General features: G+C 72.1%; 24 protein-coding genes. 7 read left to right on the forward strand and 17 right to left on the reverse strand.

Translation table 11 applies throughout. The annotated features are described in order from the left end of the window. Nucleotides 1-3 precede the first annotated feature (3 nt). Nucleotides 4-2223, reverse strand: coding sequence for an ATP-binding SpoIIE family protein phosphatase (locus HD595_RS11970; RefSeq protein WP_253768484.1), 2220 nt, complete (start codon nucleotides 2221-2223; stop codon nucleotides 4-6). Between the two features lie 123 nt (nucleotides 2224-2346). Next, nucleotides 2347-3054 (reverse strand): iron-dependent transcriptional repressor DtxR, encoded by a 708-nt coding sequence (locus HD595_RS11975; protein WP_301309491.1) that lies wholly within the window; start codon nucleotides 3052-3054, stop codon nucleotides 2347-2349. A gap of 104 nt (nucleotides 3055-3158) precedes the next feature. Here HD595_RS11975 and HD595_RS11980 point away from each other — a divergent pair, with 104 nt between their 5' ends. Next, entirely contained in the window at nucleotides 3159-3800 is a 642-nt protein-coding gene (locus HD595_RS11980; RefSeq protein ID WP_253768486.1) for a UdgX family uracil-DNA binding protein, read from the forward strand. On the opposite strand, the gene HD595_RS11985 is transcribed toward HD595_RS11980, so the two are convergent. Together HD595_RS11985 and pdxH are read right to left on the reverse strand one after the other, a co-directional pair. Next, nucleotides 3775-5013, reverse strand: a complete 1239-nt coding sequence (locus HD595_RS11985; RefSeq protein WP_253768487.1) for an MFS transporter — start codon at nucleotides 5011-5013, stop codon at nucleotides 3775-3777. The genes HD595_RS11980 and HD595_RS11985 overlap by 26 nt on opposite strands. A 10-nt stretch (nucleotides 5014-5023) precedes the next feature. Then, a complete protein-coding gene (pdxH, locus tag HD595_RS11990) occupies nucleotides 5024-5677 on the reverse strand; it encodes a pyridoxamine 5'-phosphate oxidase (RefSeq protein WP_253768489.1) in 654 nt (217 codons plus the stop codon). Nucleotides 5678-5854: 177 nt separating this feature from the next. On the opposite strand from pdxH, the gene HD595_RS11995 reads away from it, so the two are divergent. Next, nucleotides 5855-6961 (forward strand): citrate synthase 2, encoded by a 1107-nt coding sequence (locus HD595_RS11995; RefSeq protein WP_253768491.1) that lies wholly within the window; start codon nucleotides 5855-5857, stop codon nucleotides 6959-6961. A 170-nt stretch (nucleotides 6962-7131) separates the two neighbouring features. Further along, complete coding sequence (gene serC, locus HD595_RS12000) at nucleotides 7132-8241, forward strand: phosphoserine transaminase (protein WP_253768493.1); 1110 nt, start codon at nucleotides 7132-7134, stop codon at nucleotides 8239-8241. Nucleotides 8242-8319: 78 nt separating this feature from the next. Here serC and HD595_RS12005 read toward each other — a convergent pair whose 3' ends face one another. The 8 genes from HD595_RS12005 to HD595_RS12040 form a co-directional block, all read right to left on the reverse strand. Beyond that, nucleotides 8320-8943 (reverse strand): rhomboid family intramembrane serine protease, encoded by a 624-nt coding sequence (locus HD595_RS12005; protein WP_253768495.1) that lies wholly within the window; start codon nucleotides 8941-8943, stop codon nucleotides 8320-8322. A gap of 111 nt (nucleotides 8944-9054) precedes the next feature. Continuing rightward, a complete protein-coding gene (locus tag HD595_RS12010) occupies nucleotides 9055-9819 on the reverse strand; it encodes a crotonase/enoyl-CoA hydratase family protein (RefSeq protein WP_253768497.1) in 765 nt (254 codons plus the stop codon). A 6-nt stretch (nucleotides 9820-9825) separates the two neighbouring features. Continuing rightward, nucleotides 9826-10599 (reverse strand): SDR family NAD(P)-dependent oxidoreductase, encoded by a 774-nt coding sequence (locus tag HD595_RS12015; protein WP_253768499.1) that lies wholly within the window; start codon nucleotides 10597-10599, stop codon nucleotides 9826-9828. Nucleotides 10600-10646: 47 nt separating this feature from the next. After that, entirely contained in the window at nucleotides 10647-10985 is a 339-nt protein-coding gene (locus tag HD595_RS12020; RefSeq protein WP_101785558.1) for an STAS domain-containing protein, read from the reverse strand. Between the two features lie 54 nt (nucleotides 10986-11039). Beyond that, on the reverse strand, nucleotides 11040-11786 hold the full coding sequence (locus HD595_RS12025) for an energy-coupling factor ABC transporter ATP-binding protein (protein WP_253768501.1): 747 nt from the start codon (nucleotides 11784-11786) through the stop codon (nucleotides 11040-11042). After that, the gene (gene cbiQ, locus HD595_RS12030) at nucleotides 11783-12538 is read right to left on the reverse strand and encodes a cobalt ECF transporter T component CbiQ (RefSeq protein ID WP_253768503.1); all 756 of its coding nucleotides are present in this window, start codon (nucleotides 12536-12538) and stop codon (nucleotides 11783-11785) included. Before cbiQ ends, HD595_RS12025 begins: the two co-directional genes overlap by 4 nt. A 10-nt stretch (nucleotides 12539-12548) precedes the next feature. Continuing rightward, complete coding sequence (locus HD595_RS12035; protein ID WP_253768505.1) at nucleotides 12549-13577, reverse strand: energy-coupling factor ABC transporter permease; 1029 nt, start codon at nucleotides 13575-13577, stop codon at nucleotides 12549-12551. Nucleotides 13578-13651: 74 nt separating this feature from the next. Then, the gene (locus HD595_RS12040; protein WP_253768507.1) at nucleotides 13652-15475 is read right to left on the reverse strand and encodes a glycosyltransferase family 2 protein; all 1824 of its coding nucleotides are present in this window, start codon (nucleotides 15473-15475) and stop codon (nucleotides 13652-13654) included. A gap of 338 nt (nucleotides 15476-15813) precedes the next feature. Here HD595_RS12040 and HD595_RS12045 point away from each other — a divergent pair, with 338 nt between their 5' ends. The 3 genes from HD595_RS12045 to HD595_RS12055 all read left to right on the forward strand — a co-directional run bounded on the left by HD595_RS12045 (nucleotide 15814) and on the right by HD595_RS12055 (nucleotide 16775). Next, a complete protein-coding gene (locus tag HD595_RS12045) occupies nucleotides 15814-16164 on the forward strand; it encodes a hypothetical protein (protein WP_253768509.1) in 351 nt (116 codons plus the stop codon). Nucleotides 16165-16173: 9 nt separating this feature from the next. Further along, a complete protein-coding gene (locus HD595_RS45750; protein ID WP_301309492.1) occupies nucleotides 16174-16533 on the forward strand; it encodes a ClpX C4-type zinc finger protein in 360 nt (119 codons plus the stop codon). 104 nt (nucleotides 16534-16637) lie between these two features. Further along, nucleotides 16638-16775, forward strand: coding sequence for a hypothetical protein (locus HD595_RS12055; RefSeq protein ID WP_253768511.1), 138 nt, complete (start codon nucleotides 16638-16640; stop codon nucleotides 16773-16775). Nucleotides 16776-16840: 65 nt separating this feature from the next. Here the strand turns inward: HD595_RS12055 and HD595_RS12060 are convergent, their stop codons facing one another. Next, complete coding sequence (locus HD595_RS12060; RefSeq protein WP_253768512.1) at nucleotides 16841-17503, reverse strand: esterase/lipase family protein; 663 nt, start codon at nucleotides 17501-17503, stop codon at nucleotides 16841-16843. Between the two features lie 56 nt (nucleotides 17504-17559). Here HD595_RS12060 and HD595_RS12065 point away from each other — a divergent pair, with 56 nt between their 5' ends. Further along, nucleotides 17560-18195: a TetR/AcrR family transcriptional regulator gene (locus HD595_RS12065; protein ID WP_253768514.1), complete on the forward strand. Its 636-nt coding sequence runs from the start codon at nucleotides 17560-17562 to the stop codon at nucleotides 18193-18195. Here the strand turns inward: HD595_RS12065 and HD595_RS12070 are convergent. The 4 genes from HD595_RS12070 to HD595_RS12085 all read right to left on the reverse strand — a co-directional run bounded on the left by HD595_RS12070 (nucleotide 18182) and on the right by HD595_RS12085 (nucleotide 24417). Then, nucleotides 18182-19093, reverse strand: a complete 912-nt coding sequence (locus HD595_RS12070) for a DMT family transporter (RefSeq protein ID WP_253768515.1) — start codon at nucleotides 19091-19093, stop codon at nucleotides 18182-18184. The two genes, HD595_RS12065 and HD595_RS12070, sit on opposite strands and share 14 nt — an antisense overlap. A gap of 64 nt (nucleotides 19094-19157) precedes the next feature. Then, a complete protein-coding gene (locus HD595_RS12075; protein ID WP_253768517.1) occupies nucleotides 19158-21068 on the reverse strand; it encodes an APC family permease in 1911 nt (636 codons plus the stop codon). Between the two features lie 125 nt (nucleotides 21069-21193). Then, nucleotides 21194-21862, reverse strand: coding sequence for a response regulator (locus HD595_RS12080; RefSeq protein WP_253768518.1), 669 nt, complete (start codon nucleotides 21860-21862; stop codon nucleotides 21194-21196). Then, the gene (locus HD595_RS12085) at nucleotides 21859-24417 is read right to left on the reverse strand and encodes a DUF4118 domain-containing protein (RefSeq protein WP_308211123.1); all 2559 of its coding nucleotides are present in this window, start codon (nucleotides 24415-24417) and stop codon (nucleotides 21859-21861) included. The genes HD595_RS12080 and HD595_RS12085 overlap by 4 nt, the downstream gene beginning before the upstream one ends. Between the last annotated feature and the right edge of the window lie 24 nt (nucleotides 24418-24441).

Genomic DNA, 24441 nt, shown 5'->3' on the forward strand with positions numbered 1-24441 from the left:
CACTCAGCGGCTGCGCGTGGGAATCTCGAACCAGACGGCTTTGCCTTCCCTGGTAGGACGCGAGCCCCAACGCCGGGCGAGCTGGTCGACGAGATAGAGGCCGCGGCCGCCCTCGTCGTTCTCCCCCGCGCTGCGGATGCGCGGCAACCGCAGGTCCTGGTCGAACACCTCGACCCAGACGGCCTCGTCGCCCCGGCGCAGCCGCAGCGTGAACTCCTTCTCGCCCACGACCTCGTCCTCGAAGCCCGGCACGTCCCACGACTCGTCGAACGGCAGCGGCCCGTCCACGGTCAGCTCGCGGCGCGGGACGGTGGCGCTCGCGGCGTGCAGCACCACGTTGGTGACGACCTCCGACACGAGCAGGCAGGCCAGCTCGGCCCGCTCCTCGGGTACGTTCCAGGCGTCGAACGCCTCCGAGGCCATGCGCCGCGCCTCACCGACCATGATCGGCTGGGCGGGGAACGTGCGCTCCTCCACGTCCAGGTCGGCCCCGCTGGAGCGGACCACGAGGATCGCCATGTCGTCGTCGATCTCGCCGGGCACGGCCACCGTGGCGGCGTCGGCCACCCGCTCCACCTCGGCGTCGGCGTACTTGGCGAGCTTCTCGCACAGCACGCCGAGCGTCTCCTCGTCGCTCGGCATCTGGCCGTCGCGGTTGGGGCGCCGGTCCACCAGGCCGTCGGTGTAGAGCAGCAGGGCGGCGCCGGGCGGCAGCACGCGGGTCTGCTCCTTGTAGACCAGGTCGGCGTGCAGGCCCTTGGCGCGCACGCCCAGCGGCTGGCCGACCTCCTCGATGTCCATCTCGACGCACTGGCCGTCGACCAGCAGCAGCGGCGGCGCGTGGCCGGCGTTGGCGAACGACAGCGTGCGCGACCAGGCGTCGTAGACGAGGTACTGGCAGGTCACGATCGGCGGGACGCTGACGTCGGCGCCGTTGTCGTCCTTCTCGGGAGTGGCGATGATGCGGGTCCACTCGTCGAGCCGGGCGAGGATGTCGGCGGGCGACTTGTCGTCCTGGGCGAAGGCGCGCAGGGCGGCGCGGAGCTGTCCCATGATCGCCGCGGCGCGGGCGCCCCGGCCCTCGACGTCGCCGATGACGATGCCGACCCGGCCCGCCGACAGCGGGATCACGTCGTACCAGTCGCCGCCGACCTGGGTCTGGATGCCCTGGCCGTGGGAGGCGAGCGGCGCGGCCGGGTAGTAGCGCACGGCGATCTGCAGGCCGTCGAGCTTCGGCAGCGCCCGCGGCAGCAGGTGCTTCTGGAACGACTCGGCGGTGTGCCGCTCCTCCTCGAACAGCAGCGCGTTGTCGATCGCGAGCGCCACGCGGGTGGCGATGGCGCCGACGAAGTCGCGGTCGAAGGCGTCGTAGTGGGGGCTGCGCCGGTCGGTCAGGTTGGACAGGCCGAGGTACATCTGGCCCAGCGTCTCGCCGCGCACGCACAGCGGCGCCACGATGGCGGAGGTCATGCCGACCTCGCCGCACAGCTTGGCGCTGTCCTCGCTCGGGGCGGGGAAGCTGCTGGCGGAGAAGTCCTCGACGAGGATCGTCTCCTGGCGGCGCATCGCGACCTCGGCGTAGTGGCCGGGCGGGTAGCGGATCTCGGCGCCGACGGGCTTCCAGGTGCCGGGCGGCGGGGTCCAGCCCTGCACGTGCTGCGACACCCGGCGCACCAGGCGGTCGCCCTCCATCAGCTCGATGAAGCAGTGGTCGGCGAACTGCGGGACGAGCATCTCGGCGACCCGCTTGAGGGTCTCCTCGACGTACAGGGAGCCGGCGAGCCGCTCGCCGATGCGCTCCAGCAGGCCGAAGCGGTCCTTCTCGCGCTCGTTGCTGCGCAGCGCCTCCCGCGCCGTGATCACGATGCCGGTCACCGAGCCGGAGGAGTGGCGCAGCGGCACGGCCTGGGCGCGCACGTAGACGATCGTGCCGTCGCCGCGCCGCACGTCGAACGTGCCCTCCCAGACGCCGCCCTTGAGCACGTGCTTGGCCAGCTCGATCGCGAGCGGGTGGTCCTTCTCCAGGATGCCGAGGGACAGCACCGACGTGTCGCCGGCCACGGACTTGCCGGGCCGGCCGAACAGCCTCTCCGCGAAGGGGTTCCAGTACAGGAGGTTGCTGAACCGGTCGGTCACCACGACCGCCATCTCGGCGTGGTCCAGGACGGACTCCGCGGCGAGGTGGTCGGCCGCGTCCTCGGAGAGATCCCCCCAGCGCTTCATCCGGAGACCACTCCTCGGGGAGGCATGTGCGCAAAGCGAACCACGGGCGCTCCTGCAACAGTCTTGACCGGAGGGGAGTGGAGGGCCTCCCTCGAGGGATTCAACCAAGCAGCAGCGCGCGCGTCAGCGCTTGGAGACGAAAACGTGCGCGGCGACGTCGCGCGGTAGCTCCGCGGGAGTGTTGTTCGCGTCACCGTCACCTGTCACCCGTACACCGTCGTCGCTCGCCGCGAGCGTGACCTCGCGTCCGGGTTGTATCCCAACTTGCTTGAGTTTAAGCATCACGGCGGGATCGCTTTGCACTTGTTCGCTAATTCGCCGCACGACGACCGGTACGTCCCGGGGACCGGCGAGCGCCGACATCGAGGTCAGGATGGACAGACCCGCCTCGTCGGACGGCTCCTTGGCCCCCAGCTCCGCCAGGCCGGGGATGGGGTTGCCGTGCGGGCACGTCGTCGGGTTGTGCAGCAGCGTCACCAGACGGGCCTCCACGGACTCGGACATCACGTGCTCCCAGCGGCACGCCTCGATGTGCACCTCCTCCCACGGCAGTCCGATCACCTCGGTCAGCAGGCACTCGGCGAGGCGGTGCTTGCGCATCACCCGGGTGGCGAGCGTGCGGCCCAGCTCCGTCATCGACAGGTGCCGGTCGCCCTCGACGCGGACCAGTCCGTCGCGCTCCATGCGGGCCACGGTCTGGCTCACCGTCGGGCCGCTCTGCTGGAGGCGCTCGGCGATGCGCGCCCGGAGGGGGACGATGCCCTCCTCTTCGAGCTCGTAAATCGTCCGGAGGTACATCTCCGTCGTGTCGATCAGGCCGTGTGCGGTCAAGGCTCCTCCCAACTGGAATGCTACGCCGGTCACGGCGGGGACTGAGCCCGTCCGCCTCGGGCACACAAGTCAGAGGAAACCTTACTTGCGGACAAGGACCGGCGATGGCAAAGGACGGCAACAACGGGGCGGCCCCGTTCCTTCCCGACCGCCTCGACCTGGACTCCCTTCGTGACGCGGCGACCCGCTGTCAGGGCTGCGACCTCTACCGTGACGCCACCCAGTCGGTCTTCGGCGAGGGACCGGCGTCGGCCCGGTTCATGCTGGTGGGCGAGCAGCCGGGCGACCAGGAGGACCGCAAGGGCGCGCCCTTCGTCGGGCCGGCCGGGCGGGTCCTGGACCGGGCGCTGGAGGAGGCCGGCATCGACCGCGACGACGTCTACGTGACGAACGCGGTCAAGCACTTCTCGTTCGTGCTCAGGGGCAAGCGGCGCATCCACCAGAAGCCGACGGCGGCCGAGGTGGACGCCTGCCGGCCGTGGCTGACGGCCGAGCTGGCGCTGGTGGAGCCGGAGGTGGTGGTGGTGCTGGGCGCCACGGCGGCGCGGTCGCTGCTGGGGCCGGCCTTCCGGGTGACGCGGCAGCGCGGGGAGCCGGTGCCTCTGGGGGAGGCGCTGGCGATCGCGACCATCCACCCGTCGGCGGTGCTGCGCGCCCCCGACCGGGACGCGGCCTACGCGGGCCTGCTCGCCGACCTCCGGGTCGCCGCGCACACCACCGTCAACGGCCGGCGCGGTAGTCCCTGAAGCGGGCGACGGACAGGCCGACGGCCAGCACGGCGGCGGCGCACGCGAGCCCGCCGCCCACCCAGGCCGCTCCCACCCCCAACGCGACGGCCGTGGCGCCGGCCCGCAGGTCGCCGAGGCGCGGCCCGCCGGCCACGACCACGAGGAAGACGCCCTGCATGCGCCCGCGCATCTCGTCGGGCGCGTGGAGCTGGAGGATGGACTGCCGCCACACGGACGACACGACGTCGGCCGCCCCGCCCACGGCCATGAACGCGACGACGGCCCACAACTGGTGGGCCAGCCCGGCCGCGGCGACCGACAGCCCCCACACGGCGATGACGGCGACGAGGGCGATCCCCTGCCGGGTGACCCGGCCGACCCAGCCGGAGAACAGCGCCCCGGCGGCCGAGCCGATCGCCATGGACGCGTTGAGCCAGCCGAGGGCGAGGGGATCGCCGCCGAACCGCTCGGCCGCCACCTGGGGGAACAGGGCGCGGGGCAGCGCGAGCACCATCGCGATGATGTCCACCACGAACGACATGAGCAGCACCTGGCTGCCGAGGATGAACCGCAGCCCCTCGACCACCGCCCGGGCGCCGGGCCGGCGCACCTCGCCCTCCGGCTGGAGCGGCGGCAGCCGCAGCGCGGCGTACAGGCCGGCGCCGAACAGGACGGCGTCGAGCGCGTAGACGGCCGCGTAGCCGGACCAGGCGAGGACGAGGCCGCCGATCATCGGCCCGGCGATGGCGCCGAGGCTGTACACCAGGGAGTTGAGGGCGTTGGCGGCCGGCACCAGCTCGGGGGTGAGGATGCGCGGGATGATCGCGCCCCGGGTGGGCGAGCTGATCGCGAAGCCGGTGGCGTTCACCGCGACGGCCGCGAGCAGCGCGTAGACGTTGTCCAGGCCGGCGAGCGCCTGGAACAGGATGAGCAGGGTGCTCGTCCACGAGATGGCCGAGCCGATCAGCAGGAGGCGGCGCCGGTCCACGGCGTCGGCGACGGCTCCTCCCCACAGGCCGAAGGCGACCAGCGGGACGAAGTTCGCCATGCCCAGCAGGCCCACCCAGAAGGACGAGTGGGTGAGGACGTAGACCTGCTGGCCGACCGCGACGAGGGTCGCGGCGTTGCCCACGTGCGAGACGGCCTGGCCGATCCAGATTCGCCGGTACGCGGGCACGCCCAGCGGCCGGGTGTCCAGTAGATGTCGTTTAACCAGCTCCCCGATTGCCACTTAAGGCACATTAAGGGGCAAGTCTCTCCAAGACCCACCGAGATCCGGTTCGCCGGTAGCGGAGGCGGTCGTGCATGCGGTCGAGCTGGCCCTGCCAGAACTCCACCTCCAGCGGCACGACCCGGTAGCCGCCCCAGAAGTCGGGCACCGGCGGATCGTCCGGCCAGCGCGCCGCCAGCTCCGCGTAGCGGGCGTCCAGCTCCTCCCGCGAGCGCACCACCGCGCTCTGCCGCGACGCCCACGCGCCGATGCGCGAGCCGTACGGACGGGAGCGGAAGTAGACCTCCGACTCCTCGTGCGACAGGCGCGTCACCGAGCCCTCGACGCGGACCTGGCGGCGGATCGGGTGCCAGGGGAACAGCAGCGAGGCCCGGGGGTTCTCGGTCAGGTCGCGGCCCTTGCGCGACTCGTAGTTGGTGTAGAAGACGAAGCCCCGTTCGTCGTAGCCCTTGAGCAGGACCGTGCGGGCGCTGGGCCGGCCGCCGGCCGAGGCGGTGGCCAGCACCATGGCGTTCGGTTCGGGCACGCCCGCCTGCAGCGCGTCCTCGAACCAGACGCTGAATTGGGTGATCGGATCGGCGGCGGCCCCGGATTCGAGCAGCGGCTCGCCCTCGTACGTGCGGCGAAGCCCGGCCAGCGAGGGCGGGCGCGAGGTGGCATCCACGAGACGATATTCTTGCGCGCTCGGCCGTGGACCCCCATACCGAGCCCCCGACCTGGGGTTATGGCGTTTCAACGGGTCCGGAGACCGAGCATCACTCGGCAGGGGGTTAAATTGACCCGCCGGTATCTCGACATCAAGGCATTGCCGGAACATGGCAAGAAAGGGAGGCGGCCAATAATGTCCGACTTCAAACCCGGCCTCGAAGGCGTCGTGGCCTTCGAGACCGAGATCGCGGAACCGGACAAAGAAGGAGGCGCCCTTCGATACCGGGGCGTCGACATCGAGGAGCTGGTCGGCCGTGTCCCGTTCGGACACGTTTGGGGCCTGCTGGTGGACAACAAGTTCCAGCCGGGCCTGCCCCCGGCGGAGCCGTACCCCATTCCCGTCCACTCCGGTGACATCCGGGTCGACGTGCAGAGCGCCCTGGCCATGCTGGCCCCGGCGTACGGCTTCAAGCCGCTGCTCGACATCTCGGACGAGGAGGCGCGCGACCAGCTCGCCCGCGCCTCGGTGATGGCCCTTTCCTTCGTGGCGCAGTCGGCGCGCGGCCTCGGCCTGCCGATGGTGCCGCAGAGCCGGGTGGACGAGGCGAAGACGATCGTCGAGCGGTTCATGATCCGTTGGCGCGGCGAGCCGGACCCCCGGCATGTCAAGGCCATCGACGCCTATTGGACCTCCGCCGCCGAGCACGGCATGAACGCCTCGACGTTCACCGCCCGCGTCATCGCCTCGACCGGCGCCGACGTGGCGGCCGCGCTGTCCGGCGCCGTCGGGGCCATGTCCGGCCCGCTGCACGGCGGCGCCCCGGCCCGCGTGCTGCACATGATCGAGGGCGTCGAGCAGATGGGCGACGCCAAGAAGTACGTGCAGAGCGAGCTGGACAAGGGCCAGCGGCTCATGGGCTTCGGCCACCGCGTCTACCGCGCCGAGGACCCGCGCGCCCGCGTGCTGCGCCGTACCGCCAAGGAGCTCGACGCCCCGCGCTACGAGGTCGCGGCGGCGCTGGAGCAGGCGGCGCTGGAGGAGCTGCACGCCCGCAAGCCCGACCGTGTGCTGGCCACCAACGTGGAGTACTGGGCCGCCGTGGTCCTCGACTTCGCCGAAGTGCCCTCGCACATGTTCACCTCGATGTTCACCTGCGCCCGCACGGCCGGTTGGGCCGCGCACGTCCTGGAGCAGAAGAAGACGGGCCGCCTGGTCCGCCCGAGCGCCAGGTACACCGGCCCGGCGTCGCGTCCGCTCAGCGACGTGCCCGGCGCCGCCGAGGTCGCCGGCACCATCTGACCCCGGCGCCCACAAGGCCGAAGGGTCCGCTCACCGCCCGGGTGCGACATCACCCGGGCGGTACGGCGCCGCCCGCCCGCGCCGCCGCCCGACGGCGCGCCCGGGCCCGCATATATCTCACATTCCGGACCCGGACCGAGTCACCCCGACCGGCTCAGTAACCTGGTCGGGTGGCTGACATCGTGATTCCCGCTGACATCAAGCCCGCCGACGGCCGCTTCGGCTGCGGGCCCTCGAAGGTTCGCACCGAGCAGCTGGCCGCCCTCGCCTCCGCCGGGGCGAGCGTCATGGGCACCTCCCACCGCCAGAAGCCGGTCAAGGAGTTGGTCGGCCGCGTGCGCTCCGGGCTGGCCGACCTGTTCTCGCTGCCCGAGGGCTACCAGGTCGTCCTCGGCAACGGCGGCACCACCGCGTTCTGGGACATCGCCTCCTTCGGGCTCATCCGCGACCGCTCCCAGCACCTGTCGTTCGGCGAGTTCTCGTCCAAGTTCGCCACCGTCGCCCGCAAGGCGCCGTGGCTGGGCGAGCCGTCGGTGATCAAGTCCGAGGTCGGCACCCACCCGACCGCGGTCGCCGAGGACGGCGTCGACGTCTACGCGCTCACCCACAACGAGACCTCGACCGGCGTGGCCATGCCGATCCGGCGGGTCGGCTCCGACGACTCGCTGGTGCTCGTGGACGCCACCTCCGGCGCGGGCGGCCTGCCCGTGTCGATCGAGGAGACCGACGTCTACTACTTCGCGCCGCAGAAGAGCTTCGCCTCCGACGGCGGCCTGTGGATCGCGCTGATGTCGCCGCGCGCGCTGGCCCGCGTCGAGGAGATCGCCGCGACCGACCGCTACGTGCCGGAGTTCTTCAGCCTGCCGGTCGCCATCGACAACTCCGCCAAGGACCAGACCTACAACACCCCGGCCGTGGCCACGCTCTTCCTGCTGGCCGACCAGCTCGACTGGATGAACGGCAACGGCGGCCTGGCCTGGACCACCTCCCGCACGGCCGACTCGGCGCAGCGCCTGTACTCGTGGGCCGAGAAGTCGTCCTACGCGTCGCCGTTCGCCGCGCCGGAGTTCCGCTCGCAGGTGGTCGGCACGATCGACTTCGCCGACGAGGTCGACGCGGCGGCGGTGGCCAAGGTGCTGCGCGCCAACGGCATCGTCGACACCGAGCCGTACCGCAAGCTGGGCCGCAACCAGCTGCGCATCGCGATGTTCCCGGCCATCGACCCGGCCGACGTCGAGGCTCTGACCGCGTGCGTCGACCACGTGGTCGAGCGCCTCTAGCCGTCGGATCACGCCTAAAGGGCCCCGCACCCGCCGGAGGAAAGGCGGCGTGCGGGGCCGTTTCGCGTCGCGAGGTCGTCAGGACGGCAGGGCGGCGGGGCGTTTGCGGCGCAGCGCCCAGGCCGCCACGACGCCGCCGATCAGGCCGAACAGGTGGCCCTGCCACGAGATGCCCTGCTGGTTGGGCAGCAGCCCCCACAGGATCGAGTAGTACGCGACGGCCACGCCGACGCCGATGAGGATGTCGAGGGCGCTGCGGTCGAACAGCCCCCGGCACACGACGTACCCGAAGTAGCCGAAGATCAGCCCGCTGGCGCCCACCGTGGTGATGTCCGGGCTGGACAGCCAGGTGCCGAGCCCGCCGATGACCATGATGAGGGCGCTGGCCGCCAGGAACCTGCCGAGGCCGCGCACGGCGGCCAGGAACCCGAGGACGAGCAGCGGCAGCGAGTTGGCCATGAGGTGGCCGAAGCCGACGTGCAGGAACGGCGCGAACAGGATGCCGTCCAGGCCGTCCACCCGCCAGCCGATGATGCCGAACTCGTGGTCGAGCGTGCCGTCGAGCACGTAGTCCACGACCTCGACGCCCCACATCACGCCGAGGATCACCAGCATGACGACGAGGGCGCTCAGCGCGCCGGTGAGCAGCGTGCCCGCCCCGCGCTTGACCGACTCGTACCTGGCCCTGGAATCGTCGCTCATACGCCCTCCCGCTCGACGCCCTCTCTTTTACCGTACGCAGGGCCCGTCATGCGCGCGTGAGGAAAACGGCCCCCTCCCCGGGGCGGGGAGGGGGCCGGGGACCGCGCCGGGCTACTCGCCCTTCCACTGGGGGGCGCGCTTCTCGGCGAACGCCGCCGCGCCCTCCATGGCGTCCTTGGAGCCGAACACCGGGTTGATGATCTCGCCCTGGCGGCGGAACATCTCCTCCAGCGGCCAGTCCTGCGATTCGATGATCACGCGCTTGGTCGCCGCGAGGGCCAGCGGCGCGTTGGCGGCGATCTTGCGGGCCAGCTCCAGCGCCCCCTCCAGGGCGGCGCCGGGCTCGGTGATCCGGTTGACCAGGCCCAGCTCGTACAGGCGCGAGGCCGGATAGTGGTCGCCGGTCAGCGCGATCTCCATGGCCACGTGGTACGGCACGCGGCGCGGCAGCCGCATGATGCCGCCCGCGCCCGCGACCAGCCCCCGCTTGGGCTCCGGCAGCCCGAACGTCGCCTCGGAGGAGGCCACGATCAGGTCGCAGGACAGGGCCAGCTCGAAGCCGCCCGCCAGGGCGTACCCCTCGACCGCCGCCACCAGCGGCTTGCGCGGCGGCGCCTCGGTGAGGCCGCCGAAGCCGCGCCCCTCGACCACGGGGAAGTCGCCGGCCAGGAACCCCTTGAGGTCCATGCCGGCGCTGAACGTGCCGCCCGCGCCGGTCAGGACGTAGGCGGACACGTCGGGGCGGCCGTCGAGCGCGTCCAGCGCCTCGGCGATGCCCCGGGCCACCGCGCCGTTGATCGCGTTGCGCGCCTTCGGGCGGTTGATCGTGAGCACGGCGACGCCGCCGGACTCCTCGACGAGGACGTCGTCAGACACGTGACCTCACTTGGGCTGGAAGCGGATGCCGCCGTCGAAGCGGACGACCTCGGCGTTCATGTAGTCGTTCTCGACGAGGGAGCGGACGAGGTGGGCGAACTCGCTCGCCTGGCCCATGCGCTTGGGGAAGACGACCGGCGCGACCAGCTTGGCCTTGAACTCCTCGGCGTTGGGGTTGAAGCCGTAGATGGGGGTGTCGATGATGCCGGGGCAGATCGTGTTGACGCGGACGCCGATGGCCGCCAGGTCGCGGGCGGCGGGCACGGTCATGCCGACGATGCCGCCCTTGGAGGCGGAGTAGGCGAGCTGGCCGGTCTGGCCCTCCAGGGCCGCCACGGACGCGGTGTTGATCACCACGCCGCGCTGGCCGTCGCCGTCCACGGGCTCGGTCTTCGCGATGGCGGCCGCGCCGATGCGCATGAGGTTGAACGTGCCGATCAGGTTGACCTCGATGACCTTGCGGTAGGAGGCCGCGCTGTGGGGGTTGCCCTCGCGGTTGACCGTGCGCTCGGCCCAGCCGATGCCCGCGCTGTTGACCACGACGCGCAGCGGCTTGCCGGTGGCGACGGCGGCGTCCACCGCGGCCTGCACCTGTTCCTCGTCGGCCACGTCGGTGCGGACGAAGACGCCGCCGAGCTCGTCGGCGACGGCCTTGCCGCGCTCTTCGTTCAGGTCGGCCACGACGACGGTCGCGCCGTGCCGCGCGAGCTCGCGGGCGGTGGCCTCACCGAGGCCGCTGGCGCCGCCGGAGATGATTGCTGCAGATCCGTTCACGTCCATATCCCGGACCTTATCCGCCGACCGAATGAAGTTCTACTCGGGGTGGGTTAAATCTCACCCACAGCGCTGTCGACGTCGGAGTACACCTTGATCCGCCGGTCGAGGCCGGTCGTGCGCAGGATCCGGGCCACCGGGGCCTGGGGCGCGGCCAGCGACACCCCGCCGCCCTCGCCGGTCGCCAGCCGCCACGCCTCGATGAGCACCGACAGGCCGCTGGAGTCCATGAACGACAGCTGCTGGAGGTCGAGGACGAGCCGGGCGCTGTCCTGCTTGATGGCGTCGCGTACCTCGTCGCGGAGGAACGGCGCCGTGAAAAGGTCGAGCTCACCCTCCACGGCCACCACCACGGCGTCACCGAGGGCGTGTCGCGCAAGCCGCAGCTTCATTGGGCCCCTCCTCGATGAGCCACTGTACTTCTCCTGGAGGCGCCGTGGCGCGGCTCAGGCGGGCTCTGCGGGGGCCGGGATGGCGAAGCCGTACGGAAGCTCCAGCCGGTGGGCCGCGAGCAGCTCGGGGTCCGCGAGGAGCTCGCGCGTGGGCCCGTCGGCGGCGATCACCCCGTCGGAGAGGATCAGCGAGCGCTCGCACAGCTCCAGCGCGTACGGCAGGTCGTGCGTGACCATGAGCACGGTCACGTCGAGCGAGCGCAGGATCTCGGCCAGCTCCCTGCGGGCGGCCGGGTCGAGGTTGGACGACGGCTCGTCCAGCACGAGGATCTCCGGCTCCATCGCGAGCACGGTCGCCACGGCCACCCGGCGCCGCTGGCCGAAGGACAGGTGGTGCGGCGGCCGGTCGGCGGCCTCCAGCATGCCGACGCGTTCGAGGGCGCCCTTGACCGCGCGCTCCAGCTCCTCGCCGGTCAGGCCCATGTTGGCCGGGCCGAAGGCCACGTCGTCGCGGACGGTCGGCATGAAGAGCTGGTCGTCGGGGTCCTGGAAGACCAGGCCGACCCGGCGGCGGACCTCCTTGAGCGTGTCCTTGCGCACGGGCGTGCCGGCCACGGTCACCGTGCCGTGCCCGGGGGTGAGGATGCCGTTGAGGTGCATGACGAGCGTGGTCTTGCCCGCGCCGTTCGGGCCGAGCAGCGCGACGCGCTCGCCCCGGCCGATCGTGAGGTCCACGCCGAACAGCGCCTGCGTGCCGTCCGGGTAGGCGTAGGCCAGACGCGAGACTTCGAGAGAGTTCACAGGGACAGTCCCAACACCGCTAGAGCCGAAACCGGCAGCAGGAGCGCGACCCCCCACTGCGCGGCCGACGCCGAGACCTCGCCGAGCATCGGCATCCGGCCGGAGTAGCCGCGGCTCAGCATCGCCAGATGCACTCTCTCACCCCGCTCGTACGAGCGGATGAACAGGGCGCCCGCCGAGCGGGCGACGGCCGGGAGCTGCCGGACGTCGCGGGCCTCGAAGCCGCGCGACTCGCGGGCCACCCGCATCCGCCGCATCTCGTCCAGGATCACGTCGAGGTAGCGCAGCATGAACATGGCGATCTGCACCAGCAGCGACGGCACGCGCAGCCGCTGCGCCCCGAGCAGGATCGTCCGGGGCTCCGTCGTGGCCGCGAGCAGGATGGAGGCGACCACGCCCAGCGTGGCCTTGGCCAGGATGTTCCACGCCGCCCACAGCCCCGGCACGCTGAGCGAGAGGCCGAGCACCGTGGTCCGCTCCCCCATCCCGATCACCGGGATGAGGAAGGCGAACAGCACGAACGGCAGCTCGATCGCCATCCGCCGCAGCACGTGGCCGGGCGGCACGCGGGCGGCCCAGGCCACGGCCGCCAGCAGCAGCGCGTACAGGGCGAACGCCCAGAACCGCTCGCGCGGCGTGGCCACCACGACCACGGCGAAGGCGAACACCGCGAGCAGCTTGCACTGCGGCGGCAGCCGGTGGACCGCCGAAGCGCCCGGCAGGTAGAGCTGGTGGTGGTGCCCCGCGCCCACGACGTTCCCCTCAGACCTTGATCTTGTCGTCCCCGGCGGCGGCCTGCCCGCGGGTGCGCGCCGCGTAGCCGACGGCGCCGGCGACGAGCAGCACGATGCCCACGCCGATGACCCCGGCGACGCCGACGGGGATGCCGCCGACCTCGCCGTAGTCGCCCAGCGGCGACCAGCTCATCAGGTGCTCCGTCGCCTGGTCGATGAAGCCCTTGTTCTCGGCGACCGCCTCCAGGCCGTCGGGGCTGGAGGAGGCGAAGAACGACACGACGCCCGCCAGCAGCAGCGTCAGGCCGACGCCGCCGAGCAGGAACGGCCGCAGCCCGTGGCCCGCCGTCGCCGGCCGGGCGGCCGGCTCCACCGTCGTGGCGCCGTCCGGGCCGCGCAGCACCAGCGACGAGGCGAGCCCGCGCGCGCCGTACACGAGGTCGGGCCGGACGGCGAGCACCGCGCCCACGGTGAACGCGGTGATGAGGCCCTCGCCGACGCCGATGAGCACGTGGACGCCGCCCATCGCGACGGCCACCGCCGACACCTCGATCGGCGCGGTGCCGCCGATCCAGAACAGCAGCGTGAACGCCAGCGCCGCGGCGGGCACCGAGATCAGGGAGGCGAGGAACGCGGCGGCCGTCACCCCGCCCTTGCCCCGGACGAGCTGGGTGACCAGCCGGAAGACGCCCCAGCCGACGAGCACGGTGACGATGCCCATGATCGTGACGTTGATGCCGAGCGCGGTGAGCCCGCCGTCGGCGAAGAAGACGCCCTGGACGAGCAGGACCACGGCCATGCACAGGACCCCGGTGTAGGGGCCCACGAGTATCGCCGCCAGCGCGCCTCCGAGCAGGTGCCCGCTGGTGCCGGCGGCGACCGGGAAGTTCAGCATCTGCACGGCGAAGATGAACGCGGCGACGAGGCCCGCCATGGGGGCGGTGCGGTCGTCGAGCTCGCGCCGGGCGCCGCGCAGGCACACGGCCACTCCGGCCGCGGCCACGGCTCCGGCGGAACCGGACACGGCCGCGTTGAAGAAGCCATCGGGTACGTGCATGGCACATCCTTCACCTAGGGCAGCACAACAGCCCTACTTTAGGACATTGTCTTGCACCTGCACATAGTTGGCAATTAGGGCAAGATCCTTCGTAGCATGGTACGAGCGGTGAGCTTCCGGACCACCGCGCTCAATCGTCCCTTACCCGGCGTCGCGTACGGCCGCACGCTGCGGAACATCGCCCCTCCCCACAGGCGGCGCGGCGCGGCCACCGTCTCGGCGTCGGCCTCGACCCGGAACCGCGCTGGCGGCCCGCCCACCACCACCTCCAGGTAGGCGTCCCAGGTGCCGGGCGACAGGCGGCCGATCGCGGGCCGGGCCGCGAACCCGCCGCCCGGCAGCGGCACCACCCGCTCGGCCCGCTCGTCGCCGGTGCGCCGCTCGCGCCAGATCAGCCGGCGCAGCGCCGACGCGCCGGGCGCCGACCCGCCGACCGTGACCTCGCCGTCCATGGCCAGCCGGCTGCCCAGCGCCCACCGCGTGCGGGTGACGCGCACGCTGCCGGGCACCGCCGCGAGGTGCCCGCCGACGTCGACGCTGAGGTTGCCGTTGTCCTTGGTGAAGTACGGGATGACCACCGCCTCGCCGACGAGCCGGGCGGCGGGCCGGGCGACGTCCTCGTCGCGGTCGGCCCCCAGCCGGCCGGTCCGCAGCACGCCCTCCAGCTCGATCGCGATCCGCGCGTCCCAGATGCCGGAGCCGAGGCGCGAGACGTCCAGGCGGGCGGTGAAGCGCTCACCCTCGCACGCGGCGGGCACGACGACCTCGCGGCCCGCGTCGTGCCGGTCGCGCAACACCAGCGACATCGCGTACGGCAGGTGGACGCCGTCGAGCCCGGCCGTGCCCGCGACCACGAGCACGCCCTCCTCCCAGCGCAGCGCCGTCAGGCGGCGGCGGACGGCGGCGGCCTCGATGTCGGCCAGCCGGCCGAGCCGGTCCACGTCGTCGAGCGAGGCGACCCGCTGCTTGCCCATGCGGCTGAGCCGCGCGTGGACCCCGGGCGTCAGCCACTCGTCGCACAGCGCCGCCACCTCCTGCGCGATGTCCTTGCGGCGCACCTGGTCGGACTCCAGGAACGGCACGCCGAGCTGGGCCAGCACGTCCAGCCGGAAGTGGCGCAGCAACAGGTGGTCGCGCAGCGGTCCCGGCGGAATGTGCTCCAGCATGAGCTGGACCGGGCCCCGGATCATGGCCAGCCAGCCCAGCGGGTCGCGGCTGCCGGACTGCTGCATGATGCTGCTGCCGTCGGGCCGGGCCACCAGGTGGTAGCAGTCGTGCTCGGCGACCACGGAGATCACCCCGGCGTGGCAGTAGGCGTGGACGGTGAAGTAGATGTCCTCGCCCACGAGCCGGCTCTCGGCGAAGCGGATGCGGTGGCGTTCGAGCATCTCGCGGCGGAAGAGCTTGAAGCACGACAGGCTGTTGTAGACCGTGCTGGCGCCCAGCTCGGCCCGCTCGGCGTCGCGGGCGAACATCGAGACGGGCGCGCGGCGGCCGTGGCCGACCATCTTGCCGAGCACGATGTCGGAGCCGTTGCGGTCGGCCATGGCGACCATGCGCTCCAGCGCCTCGGGCCCGAGGTAGTCGTCGGCGTCGCAGAAGAAGACGTAGCGGCCGGTGGCGTGGTCGAGGCCGACGTTGCGCGGGCGCCCGGCGCCGCCGCCCGCGCCGTTCAGGCGCACGACCTTGACGCTGGCCCTGTGGTAGGCGGCGTAGAGGTCGAGCAGCTCGGCGCTGCCGTCGGTCGAGCCGTCGTCGACGACCACGATCTCCTTGCGCACCCGCTGGACGAGCACCGAGGTCAGGCAGCGGTCGAGGTACGGCCGGCAGTCGCGGGCCGGGATGACGACGCTGACGTCCACCGTCTCGCCGTCCTTCGCCGATGTCGTGATAGCCACAGCCGCGCCCCTCGCCGCTACAGTCCGCCTCCACTTGATTTCAGTATGTGACGAAGCGCGGGGGCCGCGTGGGGCGATCGGCGGACTTCGTCACCGGCTTTTTTCTCGTCCCCTGATGACTCCGACAATTGTTGGCGCATGCCGGGAAAGCCCAGGTAATATCGCCAATCGGTCACTATTCGTCAGCACCGAATTACTTTCAGGAAGGCGTTTCTCCACCGCGGGGTAGAGAACTTTCCCACTGGTAGGAGTGCCGTACCCCGGAGGGCTCGACGGTGATCCGCCGGCCCGCGTCACGCGTCTACGCTTAGGCAATCTCGACCGGGGAGGTGGCGGGAATGGCATCTGATCTCCGCAGACACGGGGAAACCGGCTCGGCCGTACGCGCCGCCGAGCTCATCGTCTCCTCGGCACGCCTGCGGGAGCTCTCCGAGTGCTCGGCGGTGCTCCGCCGCACGCGGCTGAGGGCCGAGGAGATCGTGAAGGAGGCGCGGGACCTGCTCGCGGAGGCCGAGCGGCAGGGCGACCCCGACCGGATCCTCGCGCTCAGCGCCCAGCTCGACGAGGCGCGCCGGGCCTATCGCAAGGTGGTCGACGCGTACCTGACGATCTGCCGGCGGATCCGGGAGGAACGCCAGGAGATCGATCGGGCCCGCATGACCCTTGTCAGGCATGGCCTGACGGGCTAGTGTCAGGCCATGCCTGACTGGGAAGAGAAACTACGCTGTTCGTTCTGCCACAAGGCGAGCGCGGACGTCGCCAAGCTCATCGCGGGCCCCGGCGTCCACATCTGCGACGAGTGCGTCGGCCTCTGCGTCGACATCCTGGAGCAGGAGCGGCTCGCCGCCTCCACCGGACCCCGCCTGCCCATGTGGGAGAGCATGAGCGAGGAGCAGATCCTCGACCACCTGCCCAAGATCGTCACCGTCCAGGTCCAGGTCGACGACAACCTGCACGACTGGGTGCGCCACCTGCGCACGCGCGACGTGAGCTGGGAGCGCATCGGCGCCGCGCTGGGCATGACCCGGCAGTCCGCGTGGGAGAGGTTCCGGGAGTGACGCCTTCCGGGTCTCACCGCGGCCGGATTTCGCGGGGACCGATATCCGGCGAACGGTAAACCGAAGTGACCGGTGGGGCGTCCCTCCTGTAAGGGAGGCCCACCATGAGCGTCCTCGACGGCCTCGCGGCGCCGGATCTCGCGGAGCTCCGCCTGGAGCTGCTCCTGACCGCGGCGCTGCACCACGAGGCAGAGCGGCTGACCGCCCTCCGCGACGAGGCGGGGCGAACGGCCGCCGACTGAACGGGCTCCAGCTCCCCGGCCGCACCCGGGGAGCTGGAGTTGGGGGCTCTCGATCCGGTACGGGGTCAGGCCGGGCAGCCGCCGTCCAGGGCGGTCAGGACCGCGGCGATGAACGCCTGGTTCCCCGGCTCCTCCGCGTGGGGCACGCCCGGTATCTCGGCCCGGCACGCCACCCCGTCGATGGTGTCGTTACGGGTCTCGTCGAGCGAGCTGGCCAGCACGGTGTAGCGGACCGCGCCGGGGGTCGGGTCGCCGCCGTTGAGCTGCTGCATGAACGTGCCCGACGGGCACATCTGGCCGCCCTGCGCGACCGGGAGCAGGCAGGCGGGCCAGTAGCCGCGCTGGCCGGTGCCCATGGAGACGTAGCCGAGCGTCTTGGCCGCGCCGCCCAGGGACTTCAGGTAGTACCGGGCCGACAGGCCGCCCATGCTGTGGCCGACCAGGCTCACCTTGTCGGCGGCGTGCGTCTGGCGCACCTGCTCGACCAGCGCGGCGATGGCGTTGGCATTGGCGACGTTCTCCTCGCTGGGCAGGTCGATGGCGTACGTCGGGTGCCCGGCCTGCTCCAGCGCCGCCTTCATCGGGGCGAAGGCATCGGGCGTGCCGTTCCAGCCGTGGACGAGGATGACCGGCTCCCCCTGGGACTGCCGCGCCCAGGCCACCCCCGAACTCGTGCTCAGGGCCGCCGCCAGGACGACGACCCCCGCTCCCGCCAGCAGACGCCCCATGGCCGCCACCTAACTTACTTAGTGCTCGGTAAGTGAGTTGCGCTAGGTTTAACACCATGAGCCGCGCCGATCAACCCCTCCACGGGGACGGACCCGTCACGAGCCGCCGCGAACGGGCGCGCCTGCGCCGCGAGGAGATCATCCTCATCGCCTCCGAGCTGTTCGCCGAGCGGGGTTACCGGGGCACCTCGCTGGCCGACGTGGCCGCTCGGGCGGGGATCACCGAGCCGGGGCTGCTGCACCACTTCGGCACCAAGGCGGGGCTCCTGCTGGCGGTGATCGAGCGGCGCGACCTCGACAGCGAGGCGTTCGCCATGGAGCTGCTCGGCATGGAGCCGGCCGACCGGCTGCGGGCGCTGCCGGAGTTCGCCCGGCGCAACAGGGACCGGGCGGGCCTGGCCAAGCTGTTCACGGTGCTGGCGGCCGAGAGCCTGGAGCCGGACGCGCCGGGGCACGACCACTTCGTCGCCCGCTACCGCGCCCTGCGCGCCATCGTCGCCGACACGATCCGCTCGGCGCAGGAGGCGGGGCTCACGCGGGCCGGGCTGGAGCCGGAGGTCAAGGCGGCCGAGATCATCGCCACGCTCGACGGACTGCAGACCCAGTGGCTGCTGGACCCGGAGGCGGTGGACATCGTCGCCGCCGTCGAGTCCTACGCCCGCACCCTGGAACGCGACCTCACCGGCTCGTGACCGGCGAGGCGACGGGCTCCGGCGAAGCCGCCCGGCGCCGCGACACGGCGACCCCGGCCAGGCACAGCGCCCCGCCCAGCAGGGTGACCAGCCCGGGCACCTCACCGAGCAGCACCCACGACATCGCCACCACCAGCACCGGCACCGCGTAGGTAGTGGCGCCCATCTTCCCGGCCGTGGTCCGCGCCAGAGCGAACGCCCAGGTGGTGAAGGCCAGCGCGGTCGGGAACACCCCCAGGTAGACCATGTTGAGCGTCGCCGACAGGGGGGCGCGGGCCGCCTCGCTCACGAGCACGCCGGCGAAGGGCAGGCAGGCGACGGTTCCGATCAGGCATCCGTAGAAGGTGACCTGCAACGCGCCGGCGTGCCGCAGCGCGGGCTTCTGCGCCACGACTCCTCCGGCGTACGACACGGCGGCCAGCAGGCACAGCAGCACGCCGAGCACGGAGGCGTGCCCGCCGCCGGACACCGAGGCCCCGACGACCACCGCGCCCGCGAACGACACGCCCATGCCGATCAGCAGCGGCCGGGGCAGCCCCTCGCCCAGCAGGCGCGCGCTCAGCAGGGCGATGAGGATCGGTCCGATGTTGACGACCATGGCCGCGGTCCCGGCGTCCACCTGGCGCTCGCCCCAGTTCAGGACCACCATGTACGCGCCGAACCACAGCACGCCCGAGGTGACGATCCCCGGCCACGCGGCCCGCGGCGGCCATCCCACCCGCCGGACCAGGGCGATGGCGCCCAGCACGAGCGTCCCGGCGAGCAGCCGCCCGAGGGCCAGCGCGCCCGGGGAGTAGGCCGCGCCGGCGCTGCGGATGGACACGAAGGCCGAGGCCCACAACACGACGGTGACGCCGGCCGCCGCCAGGGCGGGCCACTCGCTCTTTCGGAACACCATGGCCCCAACGGTATGGGGATAATCCTTCGTCATTGACCGAAATGTCACACCAACAAGAGGCGTCTCAGCCGACGTGGACGTGCGGCCGGCGTTCCAGGTCGCGCTCGGCCTGGCGCAGCACCTCCCGCGTCAGGGCCGGCACGTCCCCGCCGCCGAAGACCAGGTACCGCAGCATGGCCACGACCGGGTTGCCCTCGGTCCAGTGGAAGTAGATGTGCGGGACCCCGCCCGTGCGCTCGCGCAGGTAGAGCAGGATCGCGGCGAGCGTGTTCGGCACGGCCGAGCTCTCGACTGTGAGGATCTTGTGGCCGTAGCGCTCCTCGCCCCTGACGTCCAGCTCCGTCTCGAACTCCGACGCGTCGGGCACGGTCACCTCGACGAACATGACGGGCTCCGCGCTGCGCAGCCGGTGGTTGAGCCACGTCTCGCGCACCTTGGCGTTGTACTCGTCCTGGTCGCGCCGGTGCGGCTCGTTGGCGATCAGGTGGATCTCGCCGCACGCCTCGTTGACGAACTCCTCGGCCAGCGGGTCGAGCCGCACGTCGGTGACGCGCAGCTCGGTCGAGCGGGTGGCCCGCGACAGCAGCGAGGTCAGGATGATGGCCGCGATGAAGAAGGAGGCGATCTTCACGCCCTCGGGCCGCTCGATCACGTTGTCCACCAGCGTGTACGCCAGCACCAGCGAGATGACGGCGAAGCCGGCGGTCGCCCCGTGCTGCCGCCTGCGGCGGGCCGACAGCGTCACCGCGACCGCCGCCGACAGCATGAGCACCAGCACGCCGGTCGCGTACGCGCCGCCCTGGGCGTCCACGTTGGCGTCGAAGATGACCGTGATGGCGAACCCGATCGCCGAGAACACCAGCACCAGGGGCCGCACCGCGCCGGTCCACTCGGGCGCCATCCCGTAGCGGGGCAGGTAGCGGGGCACGAGGTTGATCAGGCCGGCCATGGCCGAGGCACCGGCGAACCAGAGGATCGCGATCGTGGAGATGTCGTACGCGGTGCCGAACCAGTTGCCGAGGTAGCCGTGCGCGAGGTAGGCCAGCGCCCTCCCGTTGGCCCTGCCGCCCTCCTCGAACTCGTGGTGCGGGATGAGCACGGTCGTGACGAAGCTGGACAGGATCAGGAAGACGCTCATGATGAGGGCGGCGGTGGTGAGCAGCCGCCGGGCGCCCGCGATGCGCCGCTTGATGTCGCCCTCGATCACCGGCATCACGGCCACGCCCGTCTCGAACCCGGACATCCCGAGCGCCAGCTTGGGCATCACGACCAGCGAGAGCCCGATCATGGCCAGCGGGCTGCTGAATCCGGTGCCGAGCGCGTCCCGCCAGTCCACCACCACCTGCGGCGCCTCCAGCACGTGCAGGAGCGCGGTCGCCACCACCACCGCGTTCAGGGCCAGGTAGACGAAGACCAGCACCACCGCGATGCCGATGGCCTCGCCGAAGCCCAGCAGGAACACCCCGCCGAGCAGCGCGAGCAGCAGCAGCGTGACCGGGACCGCCTGGCCCTGGAGCGCGTCGGGGACGAGCGGGTTCTCCAGGATGTGCGCCGTCGCGTCCGCCGCCGACAGCGTCATCGTGATGACGAAGTCGGTGGCGGCGAACCCGAGCAGGGCCAGCACGAAGATCTTGCCCCACCACTGCGGGGCGAGCCGCTCCAGCATGGCGATCGAGCCCTGCCCGTACGGGCTCTCGGCCGCCACCCGCCGGTAGACGGGCAGCGCGCCGAGCAGGGTGAGCCCCACCAGGAACAGCGTGGCCAGCGGCGACAGGAGGCCGGCCGCCAGCGCGGCGATGCCCGGCTGGTAGCCCAGCGTGGAGAAGTAGTCGACGCCGGTCAGGCACATCACCCGCCACCACGGGTGCTTGACGTGGGGACCGTGCTCGATCTGCCTGCGGTCGGTCTGCAGACCTTCGAGGAGCCACGAACGCAGCGTTCCCTCGGTAGCGACTGGCCGTTTCGCCAGCACCATTTCGGTCACCCTTCACGAAACACGCCTAAAACCGAAAGCACCCTACCCAGCCCGGAAGGGCAAATGGCCAGGTGAGGGCGTCAAGAATGCGTATGAACGCATATATTTCGGCGGGCCGGGCGGCGTCACGGCTTGAAGCGATATCCCATGCCGGACTCCGTGATGAGGTGGGCCGGATGAGCCGGGTCCCGTTCGAGTTTCTTGCGCAACTGGGCCATGTACTGGCGCAGGTAGTGCGTCTCCTTGACGTGGCCGCTCCCCCACACCTCCGACAGCAGGTGGCGCTGGCTGACGAGCTTGCCCGGGTTGCGGAGCAGGATCTCCAGGATTCCCCACTCGGTCGGGGTCAGCCGCACGTCCCCGGAGATCGTCTTGGCGGTCAGGTCCACCGTGTGGTCACCGATCTGGACCTTGGCCAGCTCCTCCTCGTGCATGCCCGCCCGGCGGGTGACCGCGCGGATGCGGGCCAGGAGCTCCTCGATGTCGAACGGCTTGGTCACGTAGTCGTCCGCGCCGGCGTCCAGCGCCTCGATCTTGTCCTGGTGCGCGTACCGGCCGGTCAGCACGATGATCGGGACGGAGGTCCAGCCGCGCAGCCCGTGGATGACGTCCAGCCCGTCCAGGTCGGGCAGCCCGAGGTCGAGCAGGACCAGGTCGGGGTGGAACTCCGCGGCCTGGCGCAGCGCCGCCCCGCCGTCCGGGGCCGTCGCGACCTCGTAGTGGCGGGCGACGAGGTTGATCCGCAGCGCCCTGAGCAGCTGGGGCTCGTCGTCGACGACGAGGACGCGGGTCATGGCGCCACCGCCCGCGACGAGATGGGCAATGCGAGGATCATGGTGAGACCTCCCCCTGGTGTCTCGTCCGGGACGAGAGTGCCGCCCATGGCCTCGGCCAGCCCCCGCGACAGGGCCAGCCCGAGGCCGACGCCGGTGTGGTTGTCGCGGTCGCCGAGCCGCTGGAACGGCATGAAGACGCGGTCGTGCGCCTCGGGCGGTATGCCGGGGCCACGGTCGATCACCCGGACCTCCACCTGGTCGCCGTGCCAGCTCGCGCTGATCAACGCCTTCCGGTCGGCTGGACTGTAGCGCACCGCGTTCGACAGCAGGTTGACCAGCACCCGTTCGAGCAGCGCCGGATCGGCCACCACCTCGGGCAGCTCGAACGGGATGTCGCTCTCGACCCGGTCGCGCAGCGGGCCGAGATCGTCGATCGCCGGCGGGACGATCTCCTCCACGGCGACGGGCTGCAACGCCAGGCCGAGGACGCCGGCCTGGAGACGGCTCATGTCGAGCAGGTTCTCCACCAGCCGGTTCAGCTTGTCCAGGGACTCGTCGGCCGTGGCCAGCAGCTCGTCCCGGTCCTCGGGCGACCAGGCGACGTCCGTGGCGTTCAGGCTGTCCACGGCGGCCTTGGCCGAGGCGAGCGGGGTGCGCAGGTCGTGGCTGACGGCGGCGAGCAGCGCGGTGCGCATCCGGTCGGCCTCGGCCAGCGGCTCGGCCAGCTCGGCCTGCTCGCGCAGCCGATCCTGGCGCAGCGCGACGGCGATCTCGGCGGCGAACGCCTCCAGCACCCGCCGGTCGCTGGCGGCCAGCAGCCGCCCGCGCGCCGCCAGCACCAGGCCGTCGCGGACCGTCACGTCGGTGTCGGCCCCGGCGGGGCAGGTGACCGGGGCTCCGCCCGCGGTCGCCAGGATGCGCCACGCCTGCGGCTCGGCCGGGTCGTCCGGGCTCGGCGGGCCGATGCGCTCCAGCAGAGTCACCGAGGTCAGGCCGAACGTCTCGCGCAGCCGGGCCAGCAGCGAGGGCAGCGCCGCCTCGCCGCGCAGCACGTGCCCGGCGAGCGTGGACAGCAGCTCGGCGTCGGCCTGCGCGCGCATGGCCTCCCGCGTACGGCGGGCCGCGAGGTCCACGATCGTGCTCACCACCCCCGCGACCAGCACGAACACCACCAGGGCGAGAAGGTTCTCCGGGTCGGCGATGGTGAACTCGCCGACCGGCGGGGTGAAGAACCAGTTGAGCAGCAGCGACCCGCCGACCGCCGCCGTCACGGCCGGCCACATGCCGCCGGCCAGCGCGACCCCGATGACCAGGCACAGGAACAGCAGGATCTCGCTGGGCAGCGAGACCCCGTCGCGGAACGGCAGGAGGGCCAGCGTCAGCAGCGGCATCCCGGCGGCCGCGACCAGCCATCCGGCGACCCTGCGGCGCCTGGTGAGCGCGGCGCGCGAGCGGGCGGGCCGCGCCCGGCCCCGCTGCGCCTCCGCGTGCGTGATCATGTGGACGTCGATGCTGCCGGACCTGGCCGTCGTCTCCACCCCCACGCCGCGCGAGAGGAGCTGCGCGAACCGGCCGCGCCGCGACGCGCCGAGCACGAGCTGGGTGGCGTTGACCCCGCGCGCGAAGTCCAGCAGCGCCCGCGGGACGTCGTCGCCGACCACCTGGTGGTACGTGCCGCCCAGCGACTCCACCAGCGCCCGGTGCCGGGCCAGGCCGGCCGGATCGGCCCCGGCCAGGCCGTCCCCGGTGGTCACGTGGACGGCCAGCAGGTCCGCGCCCTTGGACCGCGCGGCGATCCGGGCCGCCCGCCGCACCAGCGTGTCGCCCTCCGGCCCGCCGGTCACCGCCACCACCACCCGCTCGCGCGCCTCCCACGTGCCCTCGATGCCGTGGGCGGCGCGGTAGCGGTCGAGCTGCTCGTCCACCTTGCCCGCCACCCACAGCAGCGCCAGCTCCCGCAGCGCTGTCAGGTTGCCCTCGCGGAAGTAGTTGGACAGCGCGGCGTCCACCTTCTCCGGCGCGTACACGTTGCCGTGGGCCATCCGGCGGCGCAGCGCCTCCGGCGACATGTCCACCAGCTCGACCTGGTCGGCGCGGCGCACCACCTCGTCCGGCACGGTCTCCCGCTGCTCGATGCCGGTGATCTGCTCGACGACGTCGTTGACCGACTCCAGGTGCTGGATGTTCACCGTGGAGACCACGTCGATGCCGGCGTCCAGGATCTCCTCGATGTCCTGCCAGCGCTTGGCGTTGCGCGAGCCGGGCACGTTGGTGTGGGCCAGCTCGTCGATCAGCGCCACCCTCGGGGCGCGGGCGATGACCGCGTCCACGTCCAGCTCGGTGAAGCTCGCGCCGCGGTGCGCCAGCGTCCGGCGCGGCACGACCTCCAGCCCCTCCAGCAGCTCGGCGGTGCGGGCGCGGCCGTGGGTCTCGACGAGCCCCACGACCACGTCCCGGCCGCGCTGCCGGGCGCGCCGGCCCTCGCCGAGCATCGCGTACGTCTTGCCCACCCCGGGAGCCGCCCCGAGGTAGACCCGCAGACGCCCTCTGGCCGTGGCCGGTCTCGTGGTCACGGCCGGTCTCGTGGTCACAGCGGG

Origin of the sequence: Nonomuraea roseoviolacea subsp. carminata (assembly GCF_024172185.1) — a bacterium.
Lineage (GTDB): Bacteria > Actinomycetota > Actinomycetes > Streptosporangiales > Streptosporangiaceae > Nonomuraea > Nonomuraea roseoviolacea.